This window comes from Streptomyces sp. NPDC005423 (genome assembly GCF_040606415.1).
Taxonomy (GTDB): domain Bacteria; phylum Actinomycetota; class Actinomycetes; order Streptomycetales; family Streptomycetaceae; genus Streptomyces.
Map to the genome: position 1 here is coordinate 136955 of NZ_JBEXET010000015.1, position 21488 is coordinate 158442.

A 21488-nucleotide genomic window follows, 5' to 3' on the forward strand; every position below is an offset into this window, starting at 1 on the left:
TTGAACGCGCCGCCCCGCCCGTGCGTACCAACGGACATCCAGGCGCCCCCATCAGCCGCCGTACGACGGCACAAGACCCCGGTCCCCAGGAGGTCGAGAAGTTTGAGTCACAAGCGAATTCCGAAGCGCAAGGCCGCGATAGCGGCGGGCGGTGTCGTGGCGCTCGGAGTAGCGGCGATCCTGCTGCCGAACGCCAACGCGTCGCAGGGCAACTCCGCGGGCAGCACCGCCCCGAAGACCTTCAAGGCGACGGACGCGTCAGATCTCGCCTCGCAGCTCGCCGGAGCGCTGGGCGACGCCTACGCCGGGTCCTACTACGACAGCGCCGCGCGGCAGCTCGTCGTCAACGTGGTCGCGGGCAGCGGCGACAACGTGGTCGCGAAGGCGGAGAAGGCCGGCGCCAAGGTGCGTCAGGTGCAGAACAGCACAGCCGAACTCACCGCCGCCGCAAAGGTGTTGAAGACGAAGGCGACCATCCCGGGCACGTCCTGGGCGGTCGACCCCAAGACCGACAGCATCCAGGTCACCGCGGACAGCACCGTGACCGGCGCCAAGTGGAACACCCTGACGTCGACGGTCAAGAGCCTCGGCACCGGCATGGCCGCCGTGCGGAAGACGTCCGGCGCCCTCAAGCCCCTGGTCGCGGGCGGCGACGCCATCTTCGCCCAGACCGACCAGGGCGGAGTCCGTTGCTCGCTCGGCTTCAACGTCACCGCCGGCGACGGCACTCCGGCCTTCCTGACCGCCGGGCACTGCGGGGTCGCGGCCAAGGAGTGGTCCGACTCCGAGACGGGCCAGCCGATCGCCACCGTCGACCAGGCCAACTTCCCCGGTGCCGGCGACTTCTCCCTGGTGAAGTACGACGACCCGGCCACACAGACCGCCAGCGAGGTCAATGTCGGCAACGGGCAGACCGTCCAGATCACCGGCGCCGTGGACGCCACGGTCGGCGAGACCGTCTTCCGGATGGGCAGCACCACCGGTCTGCACGACGGCCAGGTGACCGGGCTCGACGCCACGGTCAACTTCCAGAGTGAGACCGACCCCAACGGCGTCGACACCGTCACGGGTCTCATCCAGACGAACGTCTGCGCCGAGGCCGGCGACAGCGGCGGCTCGCTGTTCACCCAGGACGGCGGCGCGGTCGGTCTCACCTCGGGCGGCAGCGGCGACTGCACCAGCGGTGGCGAGACCTTCTTCGAGCCGGTCACCGGCGCGCTGACGGCCACCGGCGCCACCCTCGGCGACGGTGGCGCGGGCGCCGGCGCGACGGCCGACCCGTCCGCGACCGCGGCCGACCCGTCGGCCACGGCCGCCGATCCCTCCGCCACGGCCGCCGACCCCTCGGCCACCGCCGCCGACCCCACGGCCACAGCCGCTGACCCCTCCGCGACGGCCGGCGACCAGTCGGGCACGGGCGACCAGTCCGGTACCGGCGCCGACGACGGCTCCGCCCTCACCTCCAGCCGCTGATCCGGCGCCTTCATCGGCTCCGGCCGCTGAAGGCGGTGAAGGCGGTGGACAGGTCCGGCCCTCCGGCGGGAGGGCCGGACCTTCCCTGCGTCCGCCCGGCATCAACACCCTTACAGGCACGCAATATGACTGGACGTCAGCCGCACTCCCGCGTACGCAACAGCAGCAGAGCCACGTCGTCAAGACGTTCCCGCGCCGCCGCGCTCTCCCCCACGAGCAGGTCGGCCAGTTCCTCCAGCGGCAGGTCACCGGCGTCGGCGAGGCGCCGCCCCAGCTCGGCCAGGGCGTCCTCGATGTCGACGCCCGGCGACTCGATGAGCCCGTCGGTGTAGAGGGCCAGGACACAGCCCGGCGCCAGAGCGACCTCCGTGGTGGGGTAGGCGGCGCTCGCGTCGATGCCCAGCAGCGGACCCCCGGCCAGGTCGAGCACCCGCACCTCGCCGTCCGGGCGCCGCAGCAGAGGCGGCGGATGGCCGGCCCGCGCCAGCACGGCCCGGCCGCGCACCGGGTCCAGCCGCAGATACAGACAGCTCGCGAACAGCTCGGCCCCGAGGTCGATCAGCAGCCGGTTGGTGCTGCGCATCACCTTCGCCGGGCCCTGGCCCACGGTGGTGTACGCGCGGACGGCGGTACGGACCTGCCCCATCAGCGCCGCCGCGGGCACGTTGTGCCCCTGCACGTCCCCGATCACGGCCGCCGCCACACCCTGGGCGGGCACCAGGTCGTAGAAGTCGCCGCCGATCTCCATGCCCTGGGTGGCGGGCAGATAGCGGGCGGCTGCCTCGATGCCCGGCAGCGGCGGCAGCGAGTGCGGCAGCAGGGCCGCCTGAAGTCCGTGCGCGAGCCGGTGCTTGGCGTCGTAGAGGAGGGCGCGTTCCAGAGCCTGGGCGATCAGGCCGCCGAGGCTGGTCAGGACGGCCCGTTCGTCGGCGGGGAAGGAACGCGGTTCGGTGTAGGCCAGTACGCAGGTGCCCACCGGCCGGCCGGAGGCGATCAGCGGGAGATAGGCCCAGGCCTCGAAGCCGTCGGAGGTCGTGGGCCGGTCCGGCCAGCTGCGTTCCAACTCCTCCTGTGAACCGAAGAAGGCGGGCACTCCGCTGTTCAGGGCGCGTGTCCCCGGCGTCGGCGAGGCCAGCAGCATGCCGTCGAAGCGCTCCACGATGCGCGGGTCCGGGTAGCCGCGGTGGCCCAGCACGTGCAGCCGGCCGGCCCGCGAGCCGAGCACCACCAGCGCTCGGCCGCCGACCGCGGGGACGATCTCGTCCGCGACCAACTGCACCACGTCCTGCACCCCGACCGCCTCGGTCAACGCGGCGGCCAGGCTGAGCAGTCGGGAGATGGTGACCAGCCGCGAGGGTCCCTCGCCGGGTCGCGGGGCGGTGCGTTGCAGTTCCGACACCGCGCGGGCCCGGCTGATCCGCACGCTCAGACCGGTCGTGTCCGGGTACAGCCGGAACGACAGCCAGTCGCCCGGTGGTCGCAGCGCCACGAACGAGGTGACGTCCTGGCTCAGCAGCGCCGCCCGGTAACGGTCCTCGTACACCGGGTTGGTGAGCCAGGGCAGCGTCAACCACAGCCGCGTGCCGCGCAGTTCGCGGGCCGGAACGCCGAGCAGCTTCGCGGCCGCCGCGTTCACGAACCGGACCCGGCCGTGCGGATCGAGCGAACACAGCCCGTACGGCAGCCGGGCGACCATCCGGGCCGCCTCGACGGTGCCCAGCGTGGCGGCCACGCTGGACGCCGGACCGGTGCCGAGCAGATCGGGTTCCGCCCGCACCGGGCGGCTCTCCCGGCCGGCCCGCTCCAGCCGCAGCGCGAGCCGGTCGCAGGCCGTGGTCAGCTGTTCCCGGTCACGGTCGGAGAGGTCCGGGGAGTGCGTACCGGGCCAGGTGACGAAGACCGCCCCGTACGCGGTGGACGCGGTCGCCACCGGCACCGCGGCCAGCGCGAAGGGGTAGGGCAGCACCACGAAGACGCGCGGATAGTGGCGGGCCATGTCCTCCTCGCCGTCCACCCAGACCAGCCGCCGCTCGCGCACCGCCTCCGCGACCGGCACCGGCGCGTTCAGCCCCACCCGCTCCCACGGCGCCACGAACGCCCGGGGCAGCCCCGCCATCACCGCCATCTCCAGCACCGGCTCGTCGGGCCTCAGCAGATACACGGCGCCGGAGTGCGCGGTGACGTCGTCCATCATCCCGGCCAGGCTCAGCGACAGCATCCGCCGTCCGGACGGCTGCCCGTCGGACACGCCGACCACCTCCCTCGCCCGCCCCGGCGGCCGTCGATGCCACGGCACGACGGGTGCGGGGGGATCCGTCGCGGGTCCCCGGATCAAGGCTCCCCCCTGGCGCCCGGACGCGCACGGCGAGCGGTGGCTCCCCCGGGCGGTGAACCGCCGCCGTCTACCCCGTGCGCCCCGTGACATGCCCCCCGACTGGAAGCGCGCCACGCGTACGAGCGCCGCACGCGTGCGCCCCCGCGCACCCTGTTGGCCGGAACTCCCGCCCCGGACTCCGGTCGCGGTCGCGAACAATGGGCACGCGTTGAACACACCGTGGAACCGGCGCACAGCGAGCGGAGAGAAGGGACGGCAGTTGATCCGGCTACTTCTGGTGCACGACGCGTGTCTGGAACGATCGGCTCTGGCGGAGTGGCTGCGCAGGGACCCCGATCTCCGGGTCTACGACAGCCCATGGCGCTCCGCGGCCGTACACGTCCGGTCCGTGCGGCCGGACGTCTGCGCGGCGGACCTGGACTGTGCGGACGCGTCCGGCATCCCGCCGCTCGGCGACCTCTCTCCGCGGGGCCTCGGCGCGCCGCCCCCGAGACTCCTGGTGCTGACCACCGCACACCGGCCCGGCCTGCTGAAACAGGCGGCCGACGCGGGCACGCTCGGCTATGTCGACAAGGCGAGTCCACCGGACCGGCTGGTGCGCGGAATCCGGCGCGTCGCGGAGGGGAAACGTTTCGTCGACGACTCGCTCGGCTTCGGATTCCTGAAGGCCGCCGAGATGCCGCTGACCCGACGGGAGCTGAGCGTGTTATCCCTGGCCGCCGAGGGCGCCTCCATCGCGGAGATCGCCGGGAGCCTGCACCTGTCCCACGGGACGGTGCGCAACTACATGGCGGCCATCACCCGCAAGACCGGGGCCCGCAACCGCATCGACGCGATCCGTATCTCGCAGGGCGAGGGCTGGCTCTGACACCCAGCTGCCAACCAGGTCCCGGTAGAGCGGGGAGCGCCGCAGCAGGTCGTCGTGGGTGCCGAGGGCGGTCCCGGGCCCGTCCAGGACCAGCACCCGCCCGGCCCGGCGCGCCGAACTGATCCGGTGCGCGACGACGAGGAGCGTTCCCCCCGGCCGCGCGGCGAAGGCCCGCTCCGCCCGCTCCTCCGCCTCCGGGTCCAGATGACACGTCGCCTCGTCGAGCAGGACGAGCGGGGCCCGCGACAGATAGGCCCGGGTCAGCGCGATCAGCTGCCGCTCGCCGGCGGAGAGCGCGGCCGGGTCCACCGCCGCCCCGGGCCCGCCCCACGCGTCGAGCAGCGGCCCGAGCCCGACCGCGCCGGCCGCCGCCAGCAGCTCCGGCTCGGGCACGGGATCCGGCCGCAGATGGCCGAGGTTCTCGGCGAGCGTCCCGCCGAACACGTACGCCTCCTGCGGTATCAGCACCCGCCGCGCGACGGCCGCCGGCCCGGCCGCCGGCCGCCCCTGCACCCGGACCGTCCCGCTCCCGGGCGTGAGCAGCCCGGCGGCCAGCGCGGTGAGCGTGGACTTCCCGATGCCGCTCGGGCCCACGACGGCCAGATGGGAGCCGGTGGGCAGTACGAGGTCGAGATCCCTGAGGACGGGTTCGCTCGCGGGACCGTAGGCGAAGGTGACGGCGGTGAGCGCGAGGGCCGGCGCCGGGGCGGCCCCGGTGGTGGTGGACGGGGCGGGCAACTTGCCTGCTACGTAAGCGTGTTGGCCGCCCGGGTCGGGGTGCTCCGAGGCGCGGGACGGGGCGGCCGGTGGCGGTGCCAGGCGGCGCAGGACCACCGTCAGTCTGGCGCCGCTCGTGCCCAGGCCGTGGACCAGGTTCTGGAGCGCGGGCAGCAGGGCCTGGGTGACGTAGGCGAGGGCACCGGCCAGCGCGCCCGGGGTGACACCCTGGGCGAGGAGCCAGGGGGCGCCGGTGAGCAGCAACAGGATCGGGAGCTGGCCGCCGATCGCGAGGGCGGCCACCCGCGGGATGCCCCACCGGGCCAGGGAACGGGCGGCCCGCCGCTCCGCGTCGACGAGGTGTCCGGTGGTGGCGGAGACCTGCCGTTCCGCACCGGCCGCCGTGATGTCCCGCAACCCCGGGCAGACGGCGCCCAGTTCGGCGGCGAGCGCCTCGTCGGCGACCAGGAACGCCTCCTGCCGGCGGGCCAGCGGGCGCAGGGTCGCCAGGAAGAGGCAGACACCGGCGAGGAGGGGCGGCGCCACGAAGAGCAGGAGCGGCGGGGCGAGCGAGAGGAGCCCGGCGAGTGCGCCCACGGCCGTGAACAGGAACGAACGGGAGACCATCACCAGTCCGGCGAAGGTGTCCCGGGCGATCTCCACCTGCTGGGTGAGCCGGGACAGCGCCCCGGGGTCGGCCTCCCGCACCCCGCGCTCCACCACCCGCTCGACCAGCCGGTCCCGGAGCGGTTCGACCAGCGCGGCGACACCGCCGTAGACCCGCCCGGTGCCGTAGGCGCCGACGAGGACGGCGAGGGCCGCGATGCCGAGCCAGCCGAGGCCGGTGGCGGTGCGGCCGGCCAGGAAGCCGGCGTCCAGGGAGCGGGCCAGGCCGTAGCCGACCAGGAAGGTCTGGCCCGTCTCCAGTACCGACCAGGCGGCGAGCGCGGCCGGCACCCGCCAGCGGGCCCGCAGAAAGCGCCGACCGCTCCGCCACAGCCCCTCCGTCATCGGCACGCCGACTCCTCCTCGTCGCCGAACACCGCGCGGTATCCGGCCAGTTGCCACAGTTCGCGGTGCCGGCCCACCGCCCGGACCCGGCCGCCGTCCAGCCAGGCGACCGTGTCGGCGCGGGCGGCCGTGGCGGCGCGGTGGGCGATCAGGATCCGGGTGCCGTGTGAGGCGTCGCCCAACAGGGCCTCGGTGATGTGGTGTTCGGTCACCGTGTCCAGGCTGGAGAGCGCGTCGTCGAGGATCAGCAGCCTGCCGCCGTGTGCGAACGCCCTTGCCAGGCCCAGGCGTTGGGCCTCACCACCGGAGTGCGGCGCCTCGGCGCAGCGGGTGGCGTAGCCGGCCGGGAGGCGGCCGACGAAGTCGTCCGCCCGGGCGGTGCGCGCGGCGGCCCGGATCCGGGCCGGTGAGGGGGCGGCGAGTCCGAAGCCGATGGTGTCCTCGATCGTCGTGCCGAGGAGCGCCGGGCGGTCGAAGGCGTAGCCGATCGCGCGCCGCAGTTCGTCGTGGGAGAGCGTGGGCAGGGGTGTCCCGTCGAGCAGGACCTCTCCGGCGTCCGGGTCGGCGAGCCGGCCCGCCACCGCCGCCAGCAGCGACTTGCCGGTACCGGAGCGGCCGACGACGGCGAGGGTCGTGCCGCCGGGAACCACCAGGTCGACCCCGTCCAGTACGGTCCGTTCGCCGAACCGGGCGGTCACGCCCCGCAGTTCGAGCCGGCCGCGGCCGTCGGGCGGCAGCCGGCGGTCGCCGTGGGCGGGGGCCGGCCGGGCGAGCACCTCGGCCAGCCGGCCGGTCGCCGCGCGGGCCCGGGAGAGCCCGGCCAGCTGGCCGACCAGCACGCCGACACCGGTCGCCAGGACCGCGTACCGGGACGCGGCGACCATCTCGCCGACCGACAGCCGGTGCCGGGTCAGCAGCAGGCCGGCCACGGCCACGACCGCCAGTTGCAGCAGCGGCGCCACGGCCGTCGCCTGGGCCGCGGCCCGCCCCTGCACCCGCCACATGCGGTGACCGGCCCGGGACAGCTCGGGCAGCGGACGCAGGATCCGTGCCGTCTCGCGGGACTCCGTGCCCGCGGCGCGGATCGTGCGGGAGCCGCCGATCGCCTCCGCGAGCGCCGCCGCGATCCGCCCCTGCACCCGCTGGTAGTGGGTCACGCACTCGGAGGTGTCCCGGGCCAGCGTCCGCAGCAGGAAGGTGAGGACGGGAGCGCCGGCCAGGAACACGGCGGCGAGCCAGGGATCGATCAGGCCGAGCGCCACCACACCCCCGACCGGACCGGCGAGCGCGGCGAGGAGCGCGGCCAGCGCGCCGGGCGCCGTCCCGGCCTGCGCCGCGTTGCCGACCAGCCGCGCCACCAGCTCCCCGGGTCCGAACCGGGCGGCGGCGCGCGGGCCGAGGGCCAGTACATGTCCGGTCAGCCGCTCGCGCAGCCACGCCGTGGACCGGGCGGTGACGGTGCCGCCCAGCACCGTCGCGCAGGCGTCCAGCACGGCGGTCAGCAGCACCAGGCCGGCACACGCTGCCACCCAGCGGGTCGCGGGGGCGTGGGCGAGCAGCAGGTCGAGGGCCCGGCCCAGTACGGCGGGGAGCAGCAGCGCGGCGCCCGTGGCGGCCGTGCTCACCGCGCTCAGGGCCGCGCATCCCGCCCGGCTGTCCCGGAGGGCCGCCCGCAGCAGTGGGACGGTCCCGTCGGCCGCCGTGTCGTCGTCGGTACAGGTCGTCACAGGGCGGCCCCTCGGAGGCACGGGTCGGAAGCGGGTGGGCGCGGGTCGGGAACGGGGAGACCCCGGCCGGTCCCTCCCTCGCGGGAGCGGACCGTCCGGGGCCTCGGACTCACCGCTCGGTCAGAGACAGAGCAGCACGCTCGCCGCGCTGACGCAGGAGAGCAGGCTGACGGTGCTCGCGCCGCCGCCGCCGTTGGTGTGGGAGTCGGACTCCATCGTCTGCAGGTCCAGAAGTGCCATGTCAGTTCCTTTCGTTGTGGGGACGGGGTGGTGTCACGACTCCGTCAGAGTGCGGAGCCGCGTGGTGTGGGCCGCTTCGGGAGCGGCGGGAGGAAGGGCAGTGAGGCGGGGGTACCGGTGTCGTCCAGGGCCGCGCCGAGCGCGAGCAGACAGCCGGCCGTGCCGGTCCCCAGGTCCATGGAGAGCCGCATCATCTGGTTCCCGGGGAAGGCCAGTTGGCCCTCGTACGACATCGCGAACCAGCCCAGGCCGGCGATCTGTTCGGCGAGCCTGCGGGGGTCGGCGCCCGGTACGGTCGTCCGCGCCAGGTGCAGGATCATGCCGGCGCGGCCCTGGAAGAGGCCGGGCTGGGCGTAGAAGCGTGAGGTGGCCGCGGCGTGGATGCCGGTCCGGGCCCGCTCGAACGCGCCGGTGCCGTCCTCGGCGTGCGCCAGGTAGTCGTCGAGGACCATGCCGATCCCCACGCTGCCGTCGCCGAGGTACGGCAGCGTCCGCCAGCCCTCGTCGACCTCCAGACCGCCGCCGCGCTGCAGGACACAGCACTCCAGGTCCCGGCCGAGCGCCCCGGCCGCCGCGTCCAGCAGCCGCCGGTCGCCGGTCCACTCGTACTGCCGCAGCAGGAACAGCGCGGGTCCGCTCGCGCCCCGCAGCAGCCCGGCGCGGCGCCGGGGCGTGTCGGCGGGGGGCTCCGCCAGCCGCCGTACCAGGATGTCCGCGGCCTCCGCGGCCCGGTCGCGCAGCTCCGACTCGCCGGTGTCGTAGGCGAGTTGGCCGAGGACCAGGCCGAGTCCGGCCAGCCCGCCGTGCAGGTCGGAGGAGAGGTTCTGCCAGCGTTCCTTGAGGATGCCCGCCATGAGGTCCAGGGCGCGCTCGCGGTGGCCGAGCCGGTCCAGGACGTGGGCTACGCCCGCGAGACCGTCGTAGAGGCCGAGCGGGGTGCCGACCGGCGGCGGGGCCGTGTGGTCGAGGAGCCAGCGTTCGCCCTCCTCGTGGCGCCCGGCGCCGGTCGTGTCCAGTGCGTACAGCACTCCGGCGGCGCCGTGCGCGAGGCCGAGACCGCCGCCGTCGGAGAACTGGACGATGTCCCCGGGGAAGAGCCGGTCGGCCCGCTCGGGGGTCGCCGAGGCGAGGATGGCCTTCACCATCGAGTCACGGCTGTGCGGCCACTCCCGGGGTTCGACGAACGCGGTCGAGCCGCGGACCGGGGCGGCGGCGGTTGTCCCGGCGGAGCAGTCCCGGGTGATCTCCGCGACCGCCTCGTCGAGGAACTCCCGTGGCACGGAAGGGAATTGTTGGGCGATCACCTCGGCCAGATGGGCCGCCTTGCCGCGGTCGACGACGAACAGCGTGGTCACGGGCAGGAAGAGGGCCAGCCGCAGACAGGCCAGCGCGTACCGGTCGACATCGGCGCCCCTGCGGTCCGGCGGGGCGAAGAAGCCGGGGTGGGCGACGACCTGACGGCCGTTCTCCTCGGCCGGCGCCGCCGCCTCGAAGTCGATCAGGAACACCGACTCCTCGTCCGGCGCCACGATGATGTTGAAGATGTGCAGGTCGTTGAAGACGATCCCGCGCGCGTGCACCGCCTCCACCGCCTTCTCCACCTCCCGGTGGATGCGCAGCGCCCACGCCGTGTAGGCGGCGACCGCGTCCGGGTCGGGGTCCGGGGTGAGCAGCGGGTGCCGTTCCGCGAAGAAGGCGTTGAGCGGCCGTCCCTCGACGAAGTCCATGACCAGGAACCGGTGTTCACCCAGCTGGAACCAGTCCCGTACCTCGGGTACGACGCCGCTCCCGGCGACCCGCTCCAGGGCCTGCCGCTCCCGCTCCAGCCGGGCGATCGCGTCGGCGCCGTCCGAGGCCAGCCCCGCGTGCGGGCGCCCCTCCTTCAGCACCACCTTGCGTCCGTCACGGGTGTCGGTGCCCGCGTAGACCCCGCCGCCGTTGGAGAAGTGCAGCGCCTTCTCGATGCGGTACGGCAGTTCGCCCACCGTCGTGGTGTTGCGGGCCGCGAGGTGCGGCTCCAGGAAGTCCGGCAGCGTGACCCACTCCGGGACCTGGAAGGACGGCGCCCGCCGGTCCGGCACCGGCCGCCCCGCGCCGTCCCGCACCGCGGGCACCAGCGAGCCCCGCTCGTCGACCACGAAGGTCCGCGCGAAGGCGCCGTAGCGGACGTAGAGGGGACCGTCGTACCAGCGCAGGTCGGTCAGGATGTACGGCCCCTCGAAGCCCTTCAGGAGGCTGCCCAACTCGCTGAGTACGACGTGCAGTTGGTTCTCGTCGGCCGGGTAGAGGGTGACGAACTTGCCGCTGGTGTCGCGGCCCGCGTACTTGGTGTTGCGCAGGTGCAGCAGGTGCGGGCCGGGCACGAACTTGAACGGGATGCGGCGCGGCACGCAGTAGTCCCACACGATCGCCGCGATCCGGTCCGCGTTCGCCCGGGTGGCCGAGGAGTGGATCTTCCACCCCTGGGCCGGCCCCGGCAGCGCCGTGCCGTCCGCGGCGAGCGGTGTCAGGGTCAGCCAGTCGCCGATCCGGGTCGCGTCCCAGCCGTCCGGAACCTCGCGGCGCGCGGTGTCGAACAGCGGCGCGGCCTCCGGACCGCCCGCGGAGAGACGGTCCGGTGTCTCGTAGAAGTGCCGGTCGGCGAGTGCGTACACCTCGTACCGCTTGTCCATGCGTCCCCCTCAGTGGCTCGACTCCGACCCTTCCAGCCGGCCGGTGGCCCAGACAGTCACGCGTGTCACGAGACCACCGTGCGGAACGCACGGGTGGGGACATGTCCGGCGCGTCCCGGGCAGGCCGGACCATCCGGGCCCCGCCCGCACGGAACCGTCCCAGGGGCTGCGCGGGCGTGCCATACGCGCTGTAATGACGGACGTGGCCAGTGAGGGCGTTGCGGGACGCGGAGGCGCTGCGCCGCGAGCCGAACTCGCCCTGAAGACACTCGCGGCCGACCTCGACGCGCGCGAACGGCTGCGCCGCGTGCTGGAACACGCGCTGGTCTTCGCGGGCGCCGCCTTCGCGGGCGTCTACCGGCCGGGCGACAACGCCGACGTGCTCTGCCTGATCGAGTCGGCGGGCGTGCCACGGACGCTGTACGGGCTCCGGGACAGCTATCCCGCCGCCGGCGGTTCCCCGGTCGCCGACGCCCAGCGCACCGGGCGGGCGGTCTGGCTCGGCCCCGCGGAACTCGCCGGCAGCGCCGACTCCCGGCGGATGCCCACCAGGGACTTCCACCTGGCCGCCCTGCCCGTACCGGGGCGGGGAGCGGGCGGCTCCCTGCTGGTCGTGAGCGAGCGGCCCGGCGGTTTCGGCACCGGGGACCGAGCCTGTCTCGCGCTGGTCGCCGAGGCGGTCGCCTTTCCCGTGCCGGCCGAGGCGCCGGAGGGCGGGGAGCTCCCCTCGGGCGCGTTCAGCCTCGCCATGGACAGCGGGCGGGTCGAGGCCGGCGACGACGTCCTGGAACTCTTCGGACTGCGGCCCGGCACCTTCGACGGCAAGGTCGAGACCCTCCTCGGCCTGACCGTCCCGGACGACCTGCCCTCCCTGATGTCGGTGGTCGAGGCCGACCACATGTCGATCGGCGACCGCGAACTGGAGTTCCGGGTCCTGCGGCCGTCGGGGGCGCCCCGGTGGCTCCGGCTGCGCGGCCGGCTGCTGCCCGGCGGCGACGGCCGGCCCGCCCGGCTCGTCGGCACGGTCGGCGACGCCTCCACCCTGCGCTCCGGGGTCAACGACGTGGCCCGCGTCCAGCGGCTCGCCGCCGCCCTGGCGATGGCGGGCACCGTACGGGACGTCAGCCAGGCCGTCGTCTCCGCGCTGCGCGAACCGCTGCGGGCCGACCGGATCGCGCTAGCCGGACTGGAGGGCGAACGGCTCGTCGTCACCGTCCTCGACCCGCCCGCCCCCGAGGCCTGGCCCGAACTGTGGCGCCAGGAGTGGCGCGCCGAATGGCCCGACGCGCCCGTCCGCGCGATGCCCACCCTCGCCGCCGCCCTGCGCGACGGCCGGGCCGCGATCTGGCCCGCCGGAACGGCCCTCGAACCCGCGCTCGCGGAGGTCGGGCCCGGCGGCCTCGCCGTACTGCCGCTGAGCGCGGGCGGCCGGACGGCGGGCGCCTGCCTGATCGGCTGGGACACCCCGCACGACTTCGGACCCGACGAGCGCGCCCTGCTCACCGCCTCAGCGAACCTCGCCGGACAGGCCCTCACCCGCGCCCACGCCTTCGACGCCGAACACGAGCTCATCGGCATGCTCCAGCGCACCCTGCTGCCCCGCCGGCTGCCCCGGCTGCCCGGCGGGGTCGCCGTCGCCCGCTATCTGCCGACCACCTCGGCCCTGGAGCTCGGCGGCGACTGGTACGACGTCATCCCGCTGCCCGACAACCACGTCGCCCTCGTCATCGGCGACGTCCAGGGCCACAACGCCGGCGCCGCCACCCTCATGGGCCAGATGCGCACCGCCCTGCGCGCCTACGCCGTCGAGGGCCACCCCCCGGACGTGGTCGTCTCGCACGCCAACCGGCTCCTCATGGACCTGGAGTCCGACCTCTTCGCCACCTGCTGCTACGTCGACGTCGACATGGAGGAGGGTTCCGCCTGGTACGTCCGGGCCGGCCATCCGCCACCGGTGCTGCGTCACCCGGACGGCCGAACGGAGGTCCTGTGGGCGGAGGGCGGGCCGCCGCTCGGTGTCGTGCTGCGGGCCGACTTCCCGATGAGCCCGATCCGGCTGCAGCCCGGCGCGGTGCTCGCGCTGACCACGGACGGCCTGGTGGAGACGCGGGACGCCGACATCGACGAGGGCATGGACCGCCTCGCCCGCGGCCTGTCCGCCGCCGACTCCGCCCACCTGGGACACGTCGTCGACGCCCTGCTCGCGGGTGCCGGCCGCGACGACGACATCGCCCTGCTCCTGCTGCGCTACGACGGCCTGGCGACCCGCCCGCTGCGGGAGAGCTGGACGGTGTGGCGGGTCCCCGAGGCGGCCCGGCACGCCCGCCGCTTCACCCGGCGCACCCTGCGCGCCTGGGGCGTCACCGAGGAGACCGACAGCGTCCTGCTCGTCGTCTCCGAACTCGTCACCAACGCCCTGGTGCACACCGTCGGCCAGGTCCGGCTCGACCTGACCCTCGTCCACCGCAGGTTCCGGGTCGCCGTCGCCGACAGTTCGCCGCGCACCCCGGCCAAGCCGACCAGTATCGGCTGGGAGGCCACCGGCGGCCGGGGGATCCTCCTGGTGGAGGCCGTCTCCGCGGCGTGGGGCACCGTTCCGGTGAGCGGCGGCAAGCAGGTGTGGGCCGAACTCGACCTCGACGGGTGAGAAGAGGGTGTGAACCGCCACTCGGGTGTGGAGCGGGAGGCGTCACGGCAGGTCGGAGTGGGCACGTCCATCCGCCGTGGTTGGGTCCGTGGCTATGGCACACACCTTCGGGGAACTCGTCGAGAAGCAGCGCGCCGCCGACCAGGCGCAGACCCGGGTCCGCGAGATGCGCGAAGCCCTCGGCGCCCCCGCGCACGAAGCCTGGACCGATACCCAGACCGACACCTACGAGACCGCCTGGCGGGCCTGGCGCGACCTCGCGAGAGACCTCCAGGCGACGGCCGAGGAGTACGCCAAGGAGCAGGGCCTCACCCGGACGGACGTGGAGGCGGAAGTACGCCGGGTGGCGGACGGAGACCCCGGGCCGGAAGGCGGTTAAGCCACGCCATGCCCGTTCTTTTCATCGGCCAGTCGTAATAAACGCTTAAGAGCAGAAACGATGAGCAACCATCGATGACGCTAAGGTGAAGCGATGAAGGCTCTCGTTCTCTCCGGCGGCACCGGGTCCCGCCTGCGGCCGATCACCCACACGTCCGCCAAACAACTGGTCCCGGTCGCCAACAAGGCGGTCCTCTTCTACGGACTCGAATCACTGGCCGACGCCGGTATCACCGAGGTCGGGATGATCGTCGGTGACACGGCCGCGGAGATCGAGGAGGCGGTGGGCGACGGTTCCAAGTTCGGTCTGCGGATCACCTACATCCCGCAGGACCGGCCGCTCGGACTCGCCCACGCCGTCCTCATCGCCCGGGAGTACCTCGGCGACGACGACTTCGTCATGTATCTCGGCGACAACTTCATCGTCGGCGGCATCACCGGCCTCGTCGAGGGATTCCGCGAGAGCCGGCCGGACGCGCAGATCCTCCTCACCCACGTGCCCGACCCCCGCTCCTTCGGCGTCGCCGAACTCGACCCCTCCGGCCAGGTCGTCGGCCTGGAGGAGAAGCCCGAGCACCCCAAGAGCGACCTCGCCCTCGTCGGCGTCTACCTGTTCACCCCGGCGATCCACGACGCGGTCCGGGTGATCAAGCCGTCCTGGCGCGGCGAACTGGAGATCACCCACGCCATCCAGCAGCTGATCGACGACGGCGCCGACGTGCGCTCCACCGTCATCCACGGCTACTGGAAGGACACCGGCAACGTCGTCGACATGCTGGAGGTCAACCGGACCGTCCTGGAAGGCATGGACCGGCGGATCGACGGCACCGTCGACGAGGCGTCCGAGACCATCGGGCGCGTGGTGATCGAGGAGGGCGCGCGGATAACGAACTCGCGCATCGTCGGCCCGGTCGTCATCGGTGCCGGAACCGTGGTGAGCGACTCCTACGTGGGCCCGTTCACCTCGGTCGCGGAGAACTGCCGGATCAGCGACAGTGAACTGGAGTTCTCCATCGTGCTGCGGGACTCGTCCATCGACGGGGTGGGCCGGATCGAGTCCTCGCTGATCGGCAGGCACGTCGAAGTGACCCCCGCCCCGGGGGTACCCAGCGCCCACCGACTCGTTCTCGGAGACCACAGCAAGGTGCAGATCCGTTCATGAATCTCCTCGTCACCGGCGCCGCCGGATTCATCGGTTCCACGTACGTCCGCATGCTCCTCGCCTCCGAAGCGCCGGACGCCCCGCGCATCACGGTGCTGGACAAGCTCACCTACGCCGGCACCCTCGACAACCTCGAACTCGGCCATCCCCGGCTGGAGTTCGTGCAGGGCGACATCTGTGACGCCGAACTGGTCGACAAGCTGATGGCCGGCGCGGACCAGGTCGTGCACTTCGCGGCCGAGTCCCACGTGGACCGCTCGATCAACGGCGCCGCCGACTTCGTCCGCACCAACGTGGTGGGCACCCAGACCCTGCTCGACGCGGCCCTGCGCTACCGCGTGCCGTTCGTGCACATCTCCACGGACGAGGTGTACGGCTCCATCGAGTCCGGCTCCTGGCCCGAGGAGCACCCGCTGGCGCCCAACTCGCCCTACTCCGCGTCGAAGGCCTCCTCCGACCTGCTGGCCCTGGCCTACCACCGCACCCACGGCCTGGACGTCCGCGTCACCCGCTGCTCCAACAACTACGGCCCGCACCAGTTCCCCGAGAAGGTCATCCCGCTCTTCGTCAGCAACCTCCTCGACGGCCGGAAGGTCCCGCTCTACGGCGAGGGCCTCAACGTCCGCGACTGGCTGCACGTCGAGGACCACTGCCAGGGCATCGAACTCGTCCGCACCGGGGGCCGCCCCGGCGAGGTCTACAACATCGGCGGCGGCACCGAACTCAGCAACAGGGAACTCACCGGTCTGCTCCTGGAAGCCTGCGGCGCGGGCTGGGACCGGGTCGAGCACGTCGAGGACCGCAAGGGCCACGACCTGCGCTACTCGGTCGACTGGAGCAAGATCCGCGACGAACTGGGCTACACACCGCGGCACGACTTCACCACCGGTCTCGCCGACACCGTCGCCTGGTACCGGGAGAACAGGGCCTGGTGGGAGCCGCTCAAGGCCCGGACGGAGCGCGCCTGATGAGGTGGCTGGTCACCGGCGCCGGCGGCATGCTCGGCCAGGACATGCTGGCGGAACTGGCCCGGCGCGGTGCGCCGGCCACCGGCCTCGACCGGACCGCGCTCGACATCACCCGGCCCGAGGGCGTGCGAGCCGCGGTCGAGGAGCACCGGCCCGACGTGGTGGTCAACTGCGCCGCGTACACGGCCGTCGACGACGCCGAGACCGACGAGGCACGCGCGCTCGCGATCAACGGCGAGGGGCCCCGGCACCTCGCCCGCGCCTGCGCCGACCACGGCGCGCGCCTCATCCACGTCTCCACCGACTACGTCTTCGACGGCGAGGCCCGCTCCGCGCCGTACCCCGAGGACCACCCCACCGCACCGCGCACCGCGTACGGCCGGACCAAGCTGGCGGGGGAGCGGGCGGTCCTGGCCGAACTGCCCGGCGCGAGCGCGGTGGTGCGCACGGCCTGGCTCTACGGAGCCCACGGCGGCAACTTCGTCCGCACGATGATCGACCTGGAAGCACGGCGCGACACGCTCGACGTCGTCGACGACCAGCGGGGCCAGCCCACCTGGACCGCGAAGGTGGCCGAACAGATCGCGTTTCTCGGCGCAAAGCTCTGCGCGGAGGAGGGTGCGCACGGTATCTTCCACGCCACCAGTTCCGGTGAGGCGACCTGGTTCGAGCTGGCCCGTGAGGTGTTCCGGCTCGTCGGCGCCGATCCGGAGCGGGTGCGTCCCACCACCAGCGAGGCGTTCGTGAGGCCGGCACCGCGCCCCGCGTACAGCGTCCTCGGACATGACAGGTGGAAGGAAGCGGGACTGCAACCGCTGCGGGACTGGCGGGAAGTGTTGACAGAGGCTTTCCCGTCCCTGGTGTAACCGTCGTCGAGGGAGATTTTCGAGCATGTCGATCCAGTCGGTCGTGAAGAGGATCGTCAAACCGGTTGTGGGCGAACGGGGTTGGCAGGCACTGCGTAGGATCAAACAGCGGACGGCCGGTCGCCGTCCGGCGCCGCCCGCGCCCAAGAAGCCCACGGGCGTCGCCGCGATCTCCGACGACCTGTGCAAGCTGGCCACGCACTTCAAGACCGACAAGTGGGGCACGCACAAGTACGCGCAGCACTACCAGCGCTATCTCCAGCACCTCAAGGACGAGGAGTTCAACCTGCTGGAGATCGGCATCGGCGGCTACAACCGGGCCGGTCAGGGTGGCGCGTCGCTGCGGATGTGGAAGCACTTCTTCCCTCGTGCGCAGATCTTCGGCATGGACATCCAGGACAAGTCGTTCGTCGACGAGGACCGGATCACGACCTTCGTGGGCGACCAGTCCGACCCCGAGTCGCTGCTCGCCATCCAGGAGAAGATCGGCCGGCTCGACGTGATCATCGACGACGGGAGCCACCGCAGCCCGCACGTCGTCACCACGTTCCACACGCTCTTCCCGCTGCTCACCGACGGCGGGATCTACGCGGTCGAGGACACCCAGTCCTCGTACTGGCCCGAGTGGATGGGCAGCGAGGACCTCGATTCCCCGGACACCAGCATGGGCCTGCTCAAGCGGCTGACGGACGGCCTCAACTACGAGGAGTTCGTCGACGACGACTACGAGCCCACGTACTTCGACCGCAACATCCGCTCCGTGCACTTCTTCCACAATCTCGTGATCATCGAGAAGGGCGTGAACGCGGAGGGCAGCAACAAGAGGCAGGCGCTCAAGGCCCGCTACAACACCTCGCCGGCGAGCACGGCGTAGCGACTCCGCACCGGACCACGGCCCTCTCCGGAACATCCGGAGAGGGCCGTGGTCTGTCCGGCGTACGCCGGAGCGTCTTCGCGTCAGCCGTTCAGCCGTCGAGCCGCCGCTCGCGCAGGAGCGTGGAGTACGCCGCGCAGTCGGGGTAGGACGGCAGCAGGCCTGAGCGCTCCGCCTCGGCCAGTGAGGGCGCCTCGGCGTCCTTCTCGGACAGCACCGGCTCGATGCCGTCGGGCCAGGTGATGCCGAGCGCGGGGTCGAGCGGGTGGATGCCGTGCTCCCGCCGGCGTCAGGATGCGGTGCCGCGCCGGCGCGCGCGGAGGGCCCGGCGCAGTCCGCGCACGGCCCGTCGTAGGAAACCGAGCCGGGGTGCGGCGGACTCGGCGCCCCTCACCCGGACGCCTCCGGCGCCCGCGGTCAGGGTGACCGGGAGGGCGAGGAAGCGTGGCTCGGGGGCGGCCGGGGCGAGGCACAGGGTGACCCGCCGGGCCGTCTTCTCCATTGCGGCCAGGGGGAGTTGGGCCTCCAGCCGGGCCCCGGAGGCGTCCCCGGGGCTGAGCGTGCCGGGCACGTCCAGGGCCGTACCGGACGCTTTGGCGGTCAGCCGCAGCAGTACGTCGGTGGCGGCGGGGACATGGAACGGCAGCGTCGTGCTCAGCCGGCCGTCCGTGACGCTCACGTCCCCGGGCTGGAGACCGCCGAGTCCGAGGCGCTTGCCCGCCCGGTCGATGTCGAGGGAGAAGTTGCCGTGCGGCGCGGTCCAGTACGGCAGGACCACATGGCCGTCGACGACACCGGCGTGCCCGGCGTTGGCGCCCGCGCGCGGGACCGGGCCGAGCCGGCACTCCTTGGTCCAGCCGCCGATGGTGACCCGGACGTGGGCATCCCAGATGCCGCTGCCCAGCGGGCCCGCGCCGGCCGCGGTGGCGGCGTCGACCGTGGCGGCGACCCGCAGCACCAGACGGACGGCGCCGTCCCCGGCCGGCACCCGCTCGTGGGTGACCTCGACGGGCTGGAAGTGCGAGGCGGCGCTGGTGCGTTCGCGCAGGACCAGGTCGGCGGTGGCCCTGCCGAAGGTGGCGCGGGCGTCGGCGGTCAGCCACTCCTTGGCGGCCGCCAGGTCCTCGGGCGCGCTCTGTCCGGCGGCGGAGGCGCCGTCGGCGGGGAACACCATCGGGTCGCCGGCCCCGCCGGTGAGCTGGACGGTGAAACCGAGCCGCAGCGCGCCGTCGTGCCAGTCGGGGTCCGCGGTCGGGATCGCGCGCGGCCTGACCGCGACGTCCCACTCGGCGAGGGCCACGAGGTCGTCGTAGCGGTCGGCCGCCATCAGGGCCGCGATGACCCGCTGGCGCGGCGGGAGCCCGGCCGCGACGCCGGGGCCGAAGCGCTCGGCCATGACCTGGCGCATCTCCGCGAGCAGCGCGCGCCGGTACTCCTCCGGCGCCGCGAGCAGCCGTCGGCCGCCCATCCGCTCGACCATCTCCACCCGCAGCCAGCGGCGGAAGAGCCGGTCCCGCACCGGGCCCGGTTCGGTGTACTTCTCGACGACGTCGAGGGCCTCGCGCAGGTTCCCGAAGTAGCCGACCGGGTCGAAGCGCTGGAAGCCCGCGTTGGCGGCGTCGTCCCGCTTGATGTGGTAGTAGCAGACGTAGTCGGCGAGCACGGACACGTTCTCCGCCCGCAGGTACGCCTCCGTCACGAAGACGTGGTCCTCCAGGCGCCGCCGGCCCTCGGGGAAGCGCAGCCCGATGCGGTCGAGGAAGGCGCGGCGGAGCATCTTGTGCGGGGTGAGGCTGTCGATCAGCGGCGCGTTCTCGACGCTCGCGCGCGGACGGTTCCGGCGGAACAGCTCCACCGGCACCGCCCGGCCCTTGCCGGCCATCTTCCCCACGATCACGTCGGCGCCGTTCGCCACGCCGTAGTCGTACATCCGCTCCAGGGCCTCGTCGCCGAGGTAGTCGTCGTTGTCGACGAACATGACGAACTCGCCCTGGGCGGCGGCGATGCCGACGTTCCGGGGCTTGCCCGACCAGCCCGAGGGCTCCTGGTGGATGACGTGCAGGTGGGGGTGGAGCGCGGCCAGTTCGTCGAGCCGGGCGGGGGTTCCGTCGGTGGAGCCGTCGTCGACGAAGATCGCCTCGAACTCCTCGGCAGGCAGTGACTGTCTCAACAGCGAGGAGACACACTCCTCGATGTACGGACCCGGGTTGTACACGGGCACGACGACACTGACTTTGACCGACATCCGGCAGCTAGCCCCCTTGGATCGCGTTCCGTGTCCACTGTGGAACGGCGCGGTGGCCCGATGCTAACCCGGTCTGTGGGGATGTCGCCCGTTGGGTCTGTGTTCGGGAGATCCCCTCCCGAACCACCCGGTGATCACTCGGCGCGGTGCGTGCGGGCGAGGAGTTCGAGGCGTCCGAGGAGTCCGGCGGTGAGCGCCGCGGCCGGCCGTGGACACCACCCGCGGAGCGCGCGCGGCGCGAGCGGCGGAGCCGAGACGGCCGCGGGCGCCGCGGTGATCCGGTGGTCCACGCCGCCCACCGCGGGCAGTGGCCGGGCGGGACTGTCCAGCGGGACCGGACAGTCCCGCCCGCGGCTCGCCGGCGAGGCCCGTCACGGCTCTCAACTGGGCTCCCCGGCGCTCCAGTTGGCTGGCCGGGTGGGCTACTGTGTGCGCCGATAGACGAACGCCGGCACCTGGAGAGCGGTCCCATGAACGAGCGTCCGGCGGGCGGAATGGCCCCCATCAACTCCTCCCAGGCACACCCCGCGCGCGTCTACAACGCCTGGCTCGGCGGCAAGGACAACTACCCCGCCGACCAGGAGGCGGCCGAGCTCGCCTCCGTCGCCAACCCCGAGATCGTGCCCGCCGTCCGCGCCAACCGCGCCTTCCTGGGCCGGGCCGTCCGCGAACTGAGCACCAAGGCCGGGATCCGCCAGTTCCTCGACATCGGCACCGGCATCCCGGCGGCGGACAACACCCACGAGGTCGCCCAGCGCCTCGACCCCGGGGCGCGCGTCGTCTACGTCGACAACGACCCGATCGTCCTGGCGCACGCCCGCGCCCTCCTGGTCAGCACCCCGGACGGGGCGACGGACTACCTGGAGGCCGACCTGCGCGACGTGGACCGGATCCTCACCGCTGCGGCACGGACGCTGGACCTGTCCCAGCCGGTGGGTCTCATGCTCGTCGCGATCCTCCAGTACGTGCCCGACCGCGACGACCCGCACGCCATCGCCCGCCGCCTGCTGGACGCGCTCGCCCCCGGCAGCCACCTCGTCCTCTCCCACCCGGCCGCCGACATCGGGGCCGAGGAGGTCGCGGAGTCGATGCGCGTCTACAACGAACGCGCCGCCGATCACGCGGGAGCCACCCCGCGTCCGCACGCCGAGGTCACCCGCTTCTTCGACGGCAGCGAGCTGCTCGACCCGGGCGTCGTCCAGCTGCCGGCCTGGCGCCCGGATCCCGAGGACGTCCCGGCCGCCGGTCCGCTCCCCATGTGGTGCGGCGTCGGCGTCAAGCACTGACCGCTGACCGCTGACCGCT

The 21488-nt window shown here is 73.4% G+C and carries 15 protein-coding genes and 2 pseudogenes; 9 read left to right on the forward strand and 8 right to left on the reverse strand.

Going from position 1 to position 21488, the window contains the following annotated elements; all coding sequences use genetic code 11:
- The first annotated feature begins 102 nt into the window (after positions 1 to 102).
- Positions 103 to 1473: a S1 family peptidase gene (locus tag ABZT12_RS18435; protein WP_356384968.1), complete on the forward strand. Its 1371-nt coding sequence runs from the start codon at positions 103 to 105 to the stop codon at positions 1471 to 1473.
- Between the two features lie 136 nt (positions 1474 to 1609).
- Here ABZT12_RS18435 and ABZT12_RS18440 read toward each other — a convergent pair whose 3' ends face one another.
- Positions 1610 to 3691, reverse strand: a complete 2082-nt coding sequence (locus ABZT12_RS18440) for a SpoIIE family protein phosphatase (protein WP_356385042.1) — start codon at positions 3689 to 3691, stop codon at positions 1610 to 1612.
- A 205-nt stretch (positions 3692 to 3896) separates the two neighbouring features.
- Between ABZT12_RS18440 and ABZT12_RS18445 the strand changes: the two are divergent.
- Positions 3897 to 4592 (forward strand): annotated as a pseudogene (locus ABZT12_RS18445) (response regulator transcription factor); the annotation flags it as partial.
- Here ABZT12_RS18445 and ABZT12_RS18450 read toward each other — a convergent pair.
- The 4 genes from ABZT12_RS18450 to lanKC form a co-directional block, all read right to left on the reverse strand.
- The gene (locus tag ABZT12_RS18450) at positions 4515 to 6404 is read right to left on the reverse strand and encodes an ABC transporter ATP-binding protein (RefSeq protein WP_356385045.1); all 1890 of its coding nucleotides are present in this window, start codon (positions 6402 to 6404) and stop codon (positions 4515 to 4517) included. The pseudogene ABZT12_RS18445 and the gene ABZT12_RS18450 overlap by 78 nt on opposite strands.
- Complete coding sequence (locus ABZT12_RS18455; RefSeq protein WP_356385048.1) at positions 6401 to 8083, reverse strand: ABC transporter ATP-binding protein; 1683 nt, start codon at positions 8081 to 8083, stop codon at positions 6401 to 6403. Before ABZT12_RS18455 ends, ABZT12_RS18450 begins: the two co-directional genes overlap by 4 nt.
- Before the next feature lie 168 nt (positions 8084 to 8251).
- On the reverse strand, positions 8252 to 8371 hold the full coding sequence (locus ABZT12_RS18460) for a SapB/AmfS family lanthipeptide (RefSeq protein ID WP_356384971.1): 120 nt from the start codon (positions 8369 to 8371) through the stop codon (positions 8252 to 8254).
- A gap of 44 nt (positions 8372 to 8415) precedes the next feature.
- Positions 8416 to 11043, reverse strand: coding sequence for a class III lanthionine synthetase LanKC (gene lanKC, locus ABZT12_RS18465; protein ID WP_356384973.1), 2628 nt, complete (start codon positions 11041 to 11043; stop codon positions 8416 to 8418).
- Between the two features lie 193 nt (positions 11044 to 11236).
- Here lanKC and ABZT12_RS18470 point away from each other — a divergent pair, with 193 nt between their 5' ends.
- The 6 genes from ABZT12_RS18470 (at position 11237) to ABZT12_RS18495 (ending at position 17938) form a co-directional block, all read left to right on the forward strand.
- Positions 11237 to 13690 (forward strand): SpoIIE family protein phosphatase, encoded by a 2454-nt coding sequence (locus ABZT12_RS18470; protein ID WP_356384976.1) that lies wholly within the window; start codon positions 11237 to 11239, stop codon positions 13688 to 13690.
- Positions 13691 to 13784: 94 nt separating this feature from the next.
- Entirely contained in the window at positions 13785 to 14069 is a 285-nt protein-coding gene (locus ABZT12_RS18475) for a hypothetical protein (protein ID WP_356384979.1), read from the forward strand.
- 93 nt (positions 14070 to 14162) lie between these two features.
- A complete protein-coding gene (locus ABZT12_RS18480; protein ID WP_356384982.1) occupies positions 14163 to 15230 on the forward strand; it encodes a glucose-1-phosphate thymidylyltransferase in 1068 nt (355 codons plus the stop codon).
- The gene (gene rfbB / locus ABZT12_RS18485) at positions 15227 to 16198 is read left to right on the forward strand and encodes a dTDP-glucose 4,6-dehydratase (RefSeq protein ID WP_356384985.1); all 972 of its coding nucleotides are present in this window, start codon (positions 15227 to 15229) and stop codon (positions 16196 to 16198) included. Before ABZT12_RS18480 ends, rfbB begins: the two co-directional genes overlap by 4 nt.
- The gene (gene rfbD, locus ABZT12_RS18490; protein ID WP_356384988.1) at positions 16198 to 17064 is read left to right on the forward strand and encodes a dTDP-4-dehydrorhamnose reductase; all 867 of its coding nucleotides are present in this window, start codon (positions 16198 to 16200) and stop codon (positions 17062 to 17064) included. The genes rfbB and rfbD overlap by 1 nt, the downstream gene beginning before the upstream one ends.
- Positions 17065 to 17089: 25 nt before the next feature.
- On the forward strand, positions 17090 to 17938 hold the full coding sequence (locus ABZT12_RS18495) for a hypothetical protein (RefSeq protein WP_356384991.1): 849 nt from the start codon (positions 17090 to 17092) through the stop codon (positions 17936 to 17938).
- Positions 17939 to 18029: 91 nt separating this feature from the next.
- Here ABZT12_RS18495 and ABZT12_RS18500 read toward each other — a convergent pair.
- The 3 genes and pseudogenes from ABZT12_RS18500 to ABZT12_RS18510 all read right to left on the reverse strand — a co-directional run.
- A pseudogene (locus tag ABZT12_RS18500) lies at positions 18030 to 18221 on the reverse strand (dTDP-4-dehydrorhamnose 3,5-epimerase); the annotation flags it as partial.
- Between the two features lie 6 nt (positions 18222 to 18227).
- The gene (locus tag ABZT12_RS18505) at positions 18228 to 20183 is read right to left on the reverse strand and encodes a glycosyltransferase family A protein (RefSeq protein WP_356384993.1); all 1956 of its coding nucleotides are present in this window, start codon (positions 20181 to 20183) and stop codon (positions 18228 to 18230) included.
- Between the two features lie 134 nt (positions 20184 to 20317).
- The gene (locus ABZT12_RS18510) at positions 20318 to 20473 is read right to left on the reverse strand and encodes a hypothetical protein (protein ID WP_356384996.1); all 156 of its coding nucleotides are present in this window, start codon (positions 20471 to 20473) and stop codon (positions 20318 to 20320) included.
- Between the two features lie 180 nt (positions 20474 to 20653).
- On the opposite strand from ABZT12_RS18510, the gene ABZT12_RS18515 reads away from it, so the two are divergent.
- The gene (locus tag ABZT12_RS18515; RefSeq protein WP_356384999.1) at positions 20654 to 21469 is read left to right on the forward strand and encodes an SAM-dependent methyltransferase; all 816 of its coding nucleotides are present in this window, start codon (positions 20654 to 20656) and stop codon (positions 21467 to 21469) included.
- Positions 21470 to 21488 lie beyond the last annotated feature (19 nt).

Bases quoted from the DNA above. Each gene is read 5' to 3' on its own strand.
- ABZT12_RS18440 (WP_356385042.1), bottom strand. From the start codon at position 3,691: ATGCTGTCGCTGAGCCTGGCCGGGATGATGGACGACGTCACCGCGCAC.
- ABZT12_RS18450 (WP_356385045.1), bottom strand. From the start codon at position 6,404: ATGACGGAGGGGCTGTGGCGGAGCGGTCGGCGCTTTCTGCGGGCCCGC.
- ABZT12_RS18460 (WP_356384971.1), bottom strand. From the start codon at position 8,371: ATGGCACTTCTGGACCTGCAGACGATGGAGTCCGACTCCCACACCAAC.
- lanKC (WP_356384973.1), bottom strand. From the start codon at position 11,043: ATGGACAAGCGGTACGAGGTGTACGCACTCGCCGACCGGCACTTCTAC.
- ABZT12_RS18470 (WP_356384976.1), top strand. From the start codon at position 11,237: ATGACGGACGTGGCCAGTGAGGGCGTTGCGGGACGCGGAGGCGCTGCG.
- ABZT12_RS18475 (WP_356384979.1), top strand. From the start codon at position 13,785: ATGGCACACACCTTCGGGGAACTCGTCGAGAAGCAGCGCGCCGCCGAC.
- ABZT12_RS18480 (WP_356384982.1), top strand. From the start codon at position 14,163: ATGAAGGCTCTCGTTCTCTCCGGCGGCACCGGGTCCCGCCTGCGGCCG.
- rfbB (WP_356384985.1), top strand. From the start codon at position 15,227: ATGAATCTCCTCGTCACCGGCGCCGCCGGATTCATCGGTTCCACGTAC.
- rfbD (WP_356384988.1), top strand. From the start codon at position 16,198: ATGAGGTGGCTGGTCACCGGCGCCGGCGGCATGCTCGGCCAGGACATG.
- ABZT12_RS18495 (WP_356384991.1), top strand. From the start codon at position 17,090: ATGTCGATCCAGTCGGTCGTGAAGAGGATCGTCAAACCGGTTGTGGGC.
- ABZT12_RS18505 (WP_356384993.1), bottom strand. From the start codon at position 20,183: ATGTCGGTCAAAGTCAGTGTCGTCGTGCCCGTGTACAACCCGGGTCCG.
- ABZT12_RS18515 (WP_356384999.1), top strand. From the start codon at position 20,654: ATGAACGAGCGTCCGGCGGGCGGAATGGCCCCCATCAACTCCTCCCAG.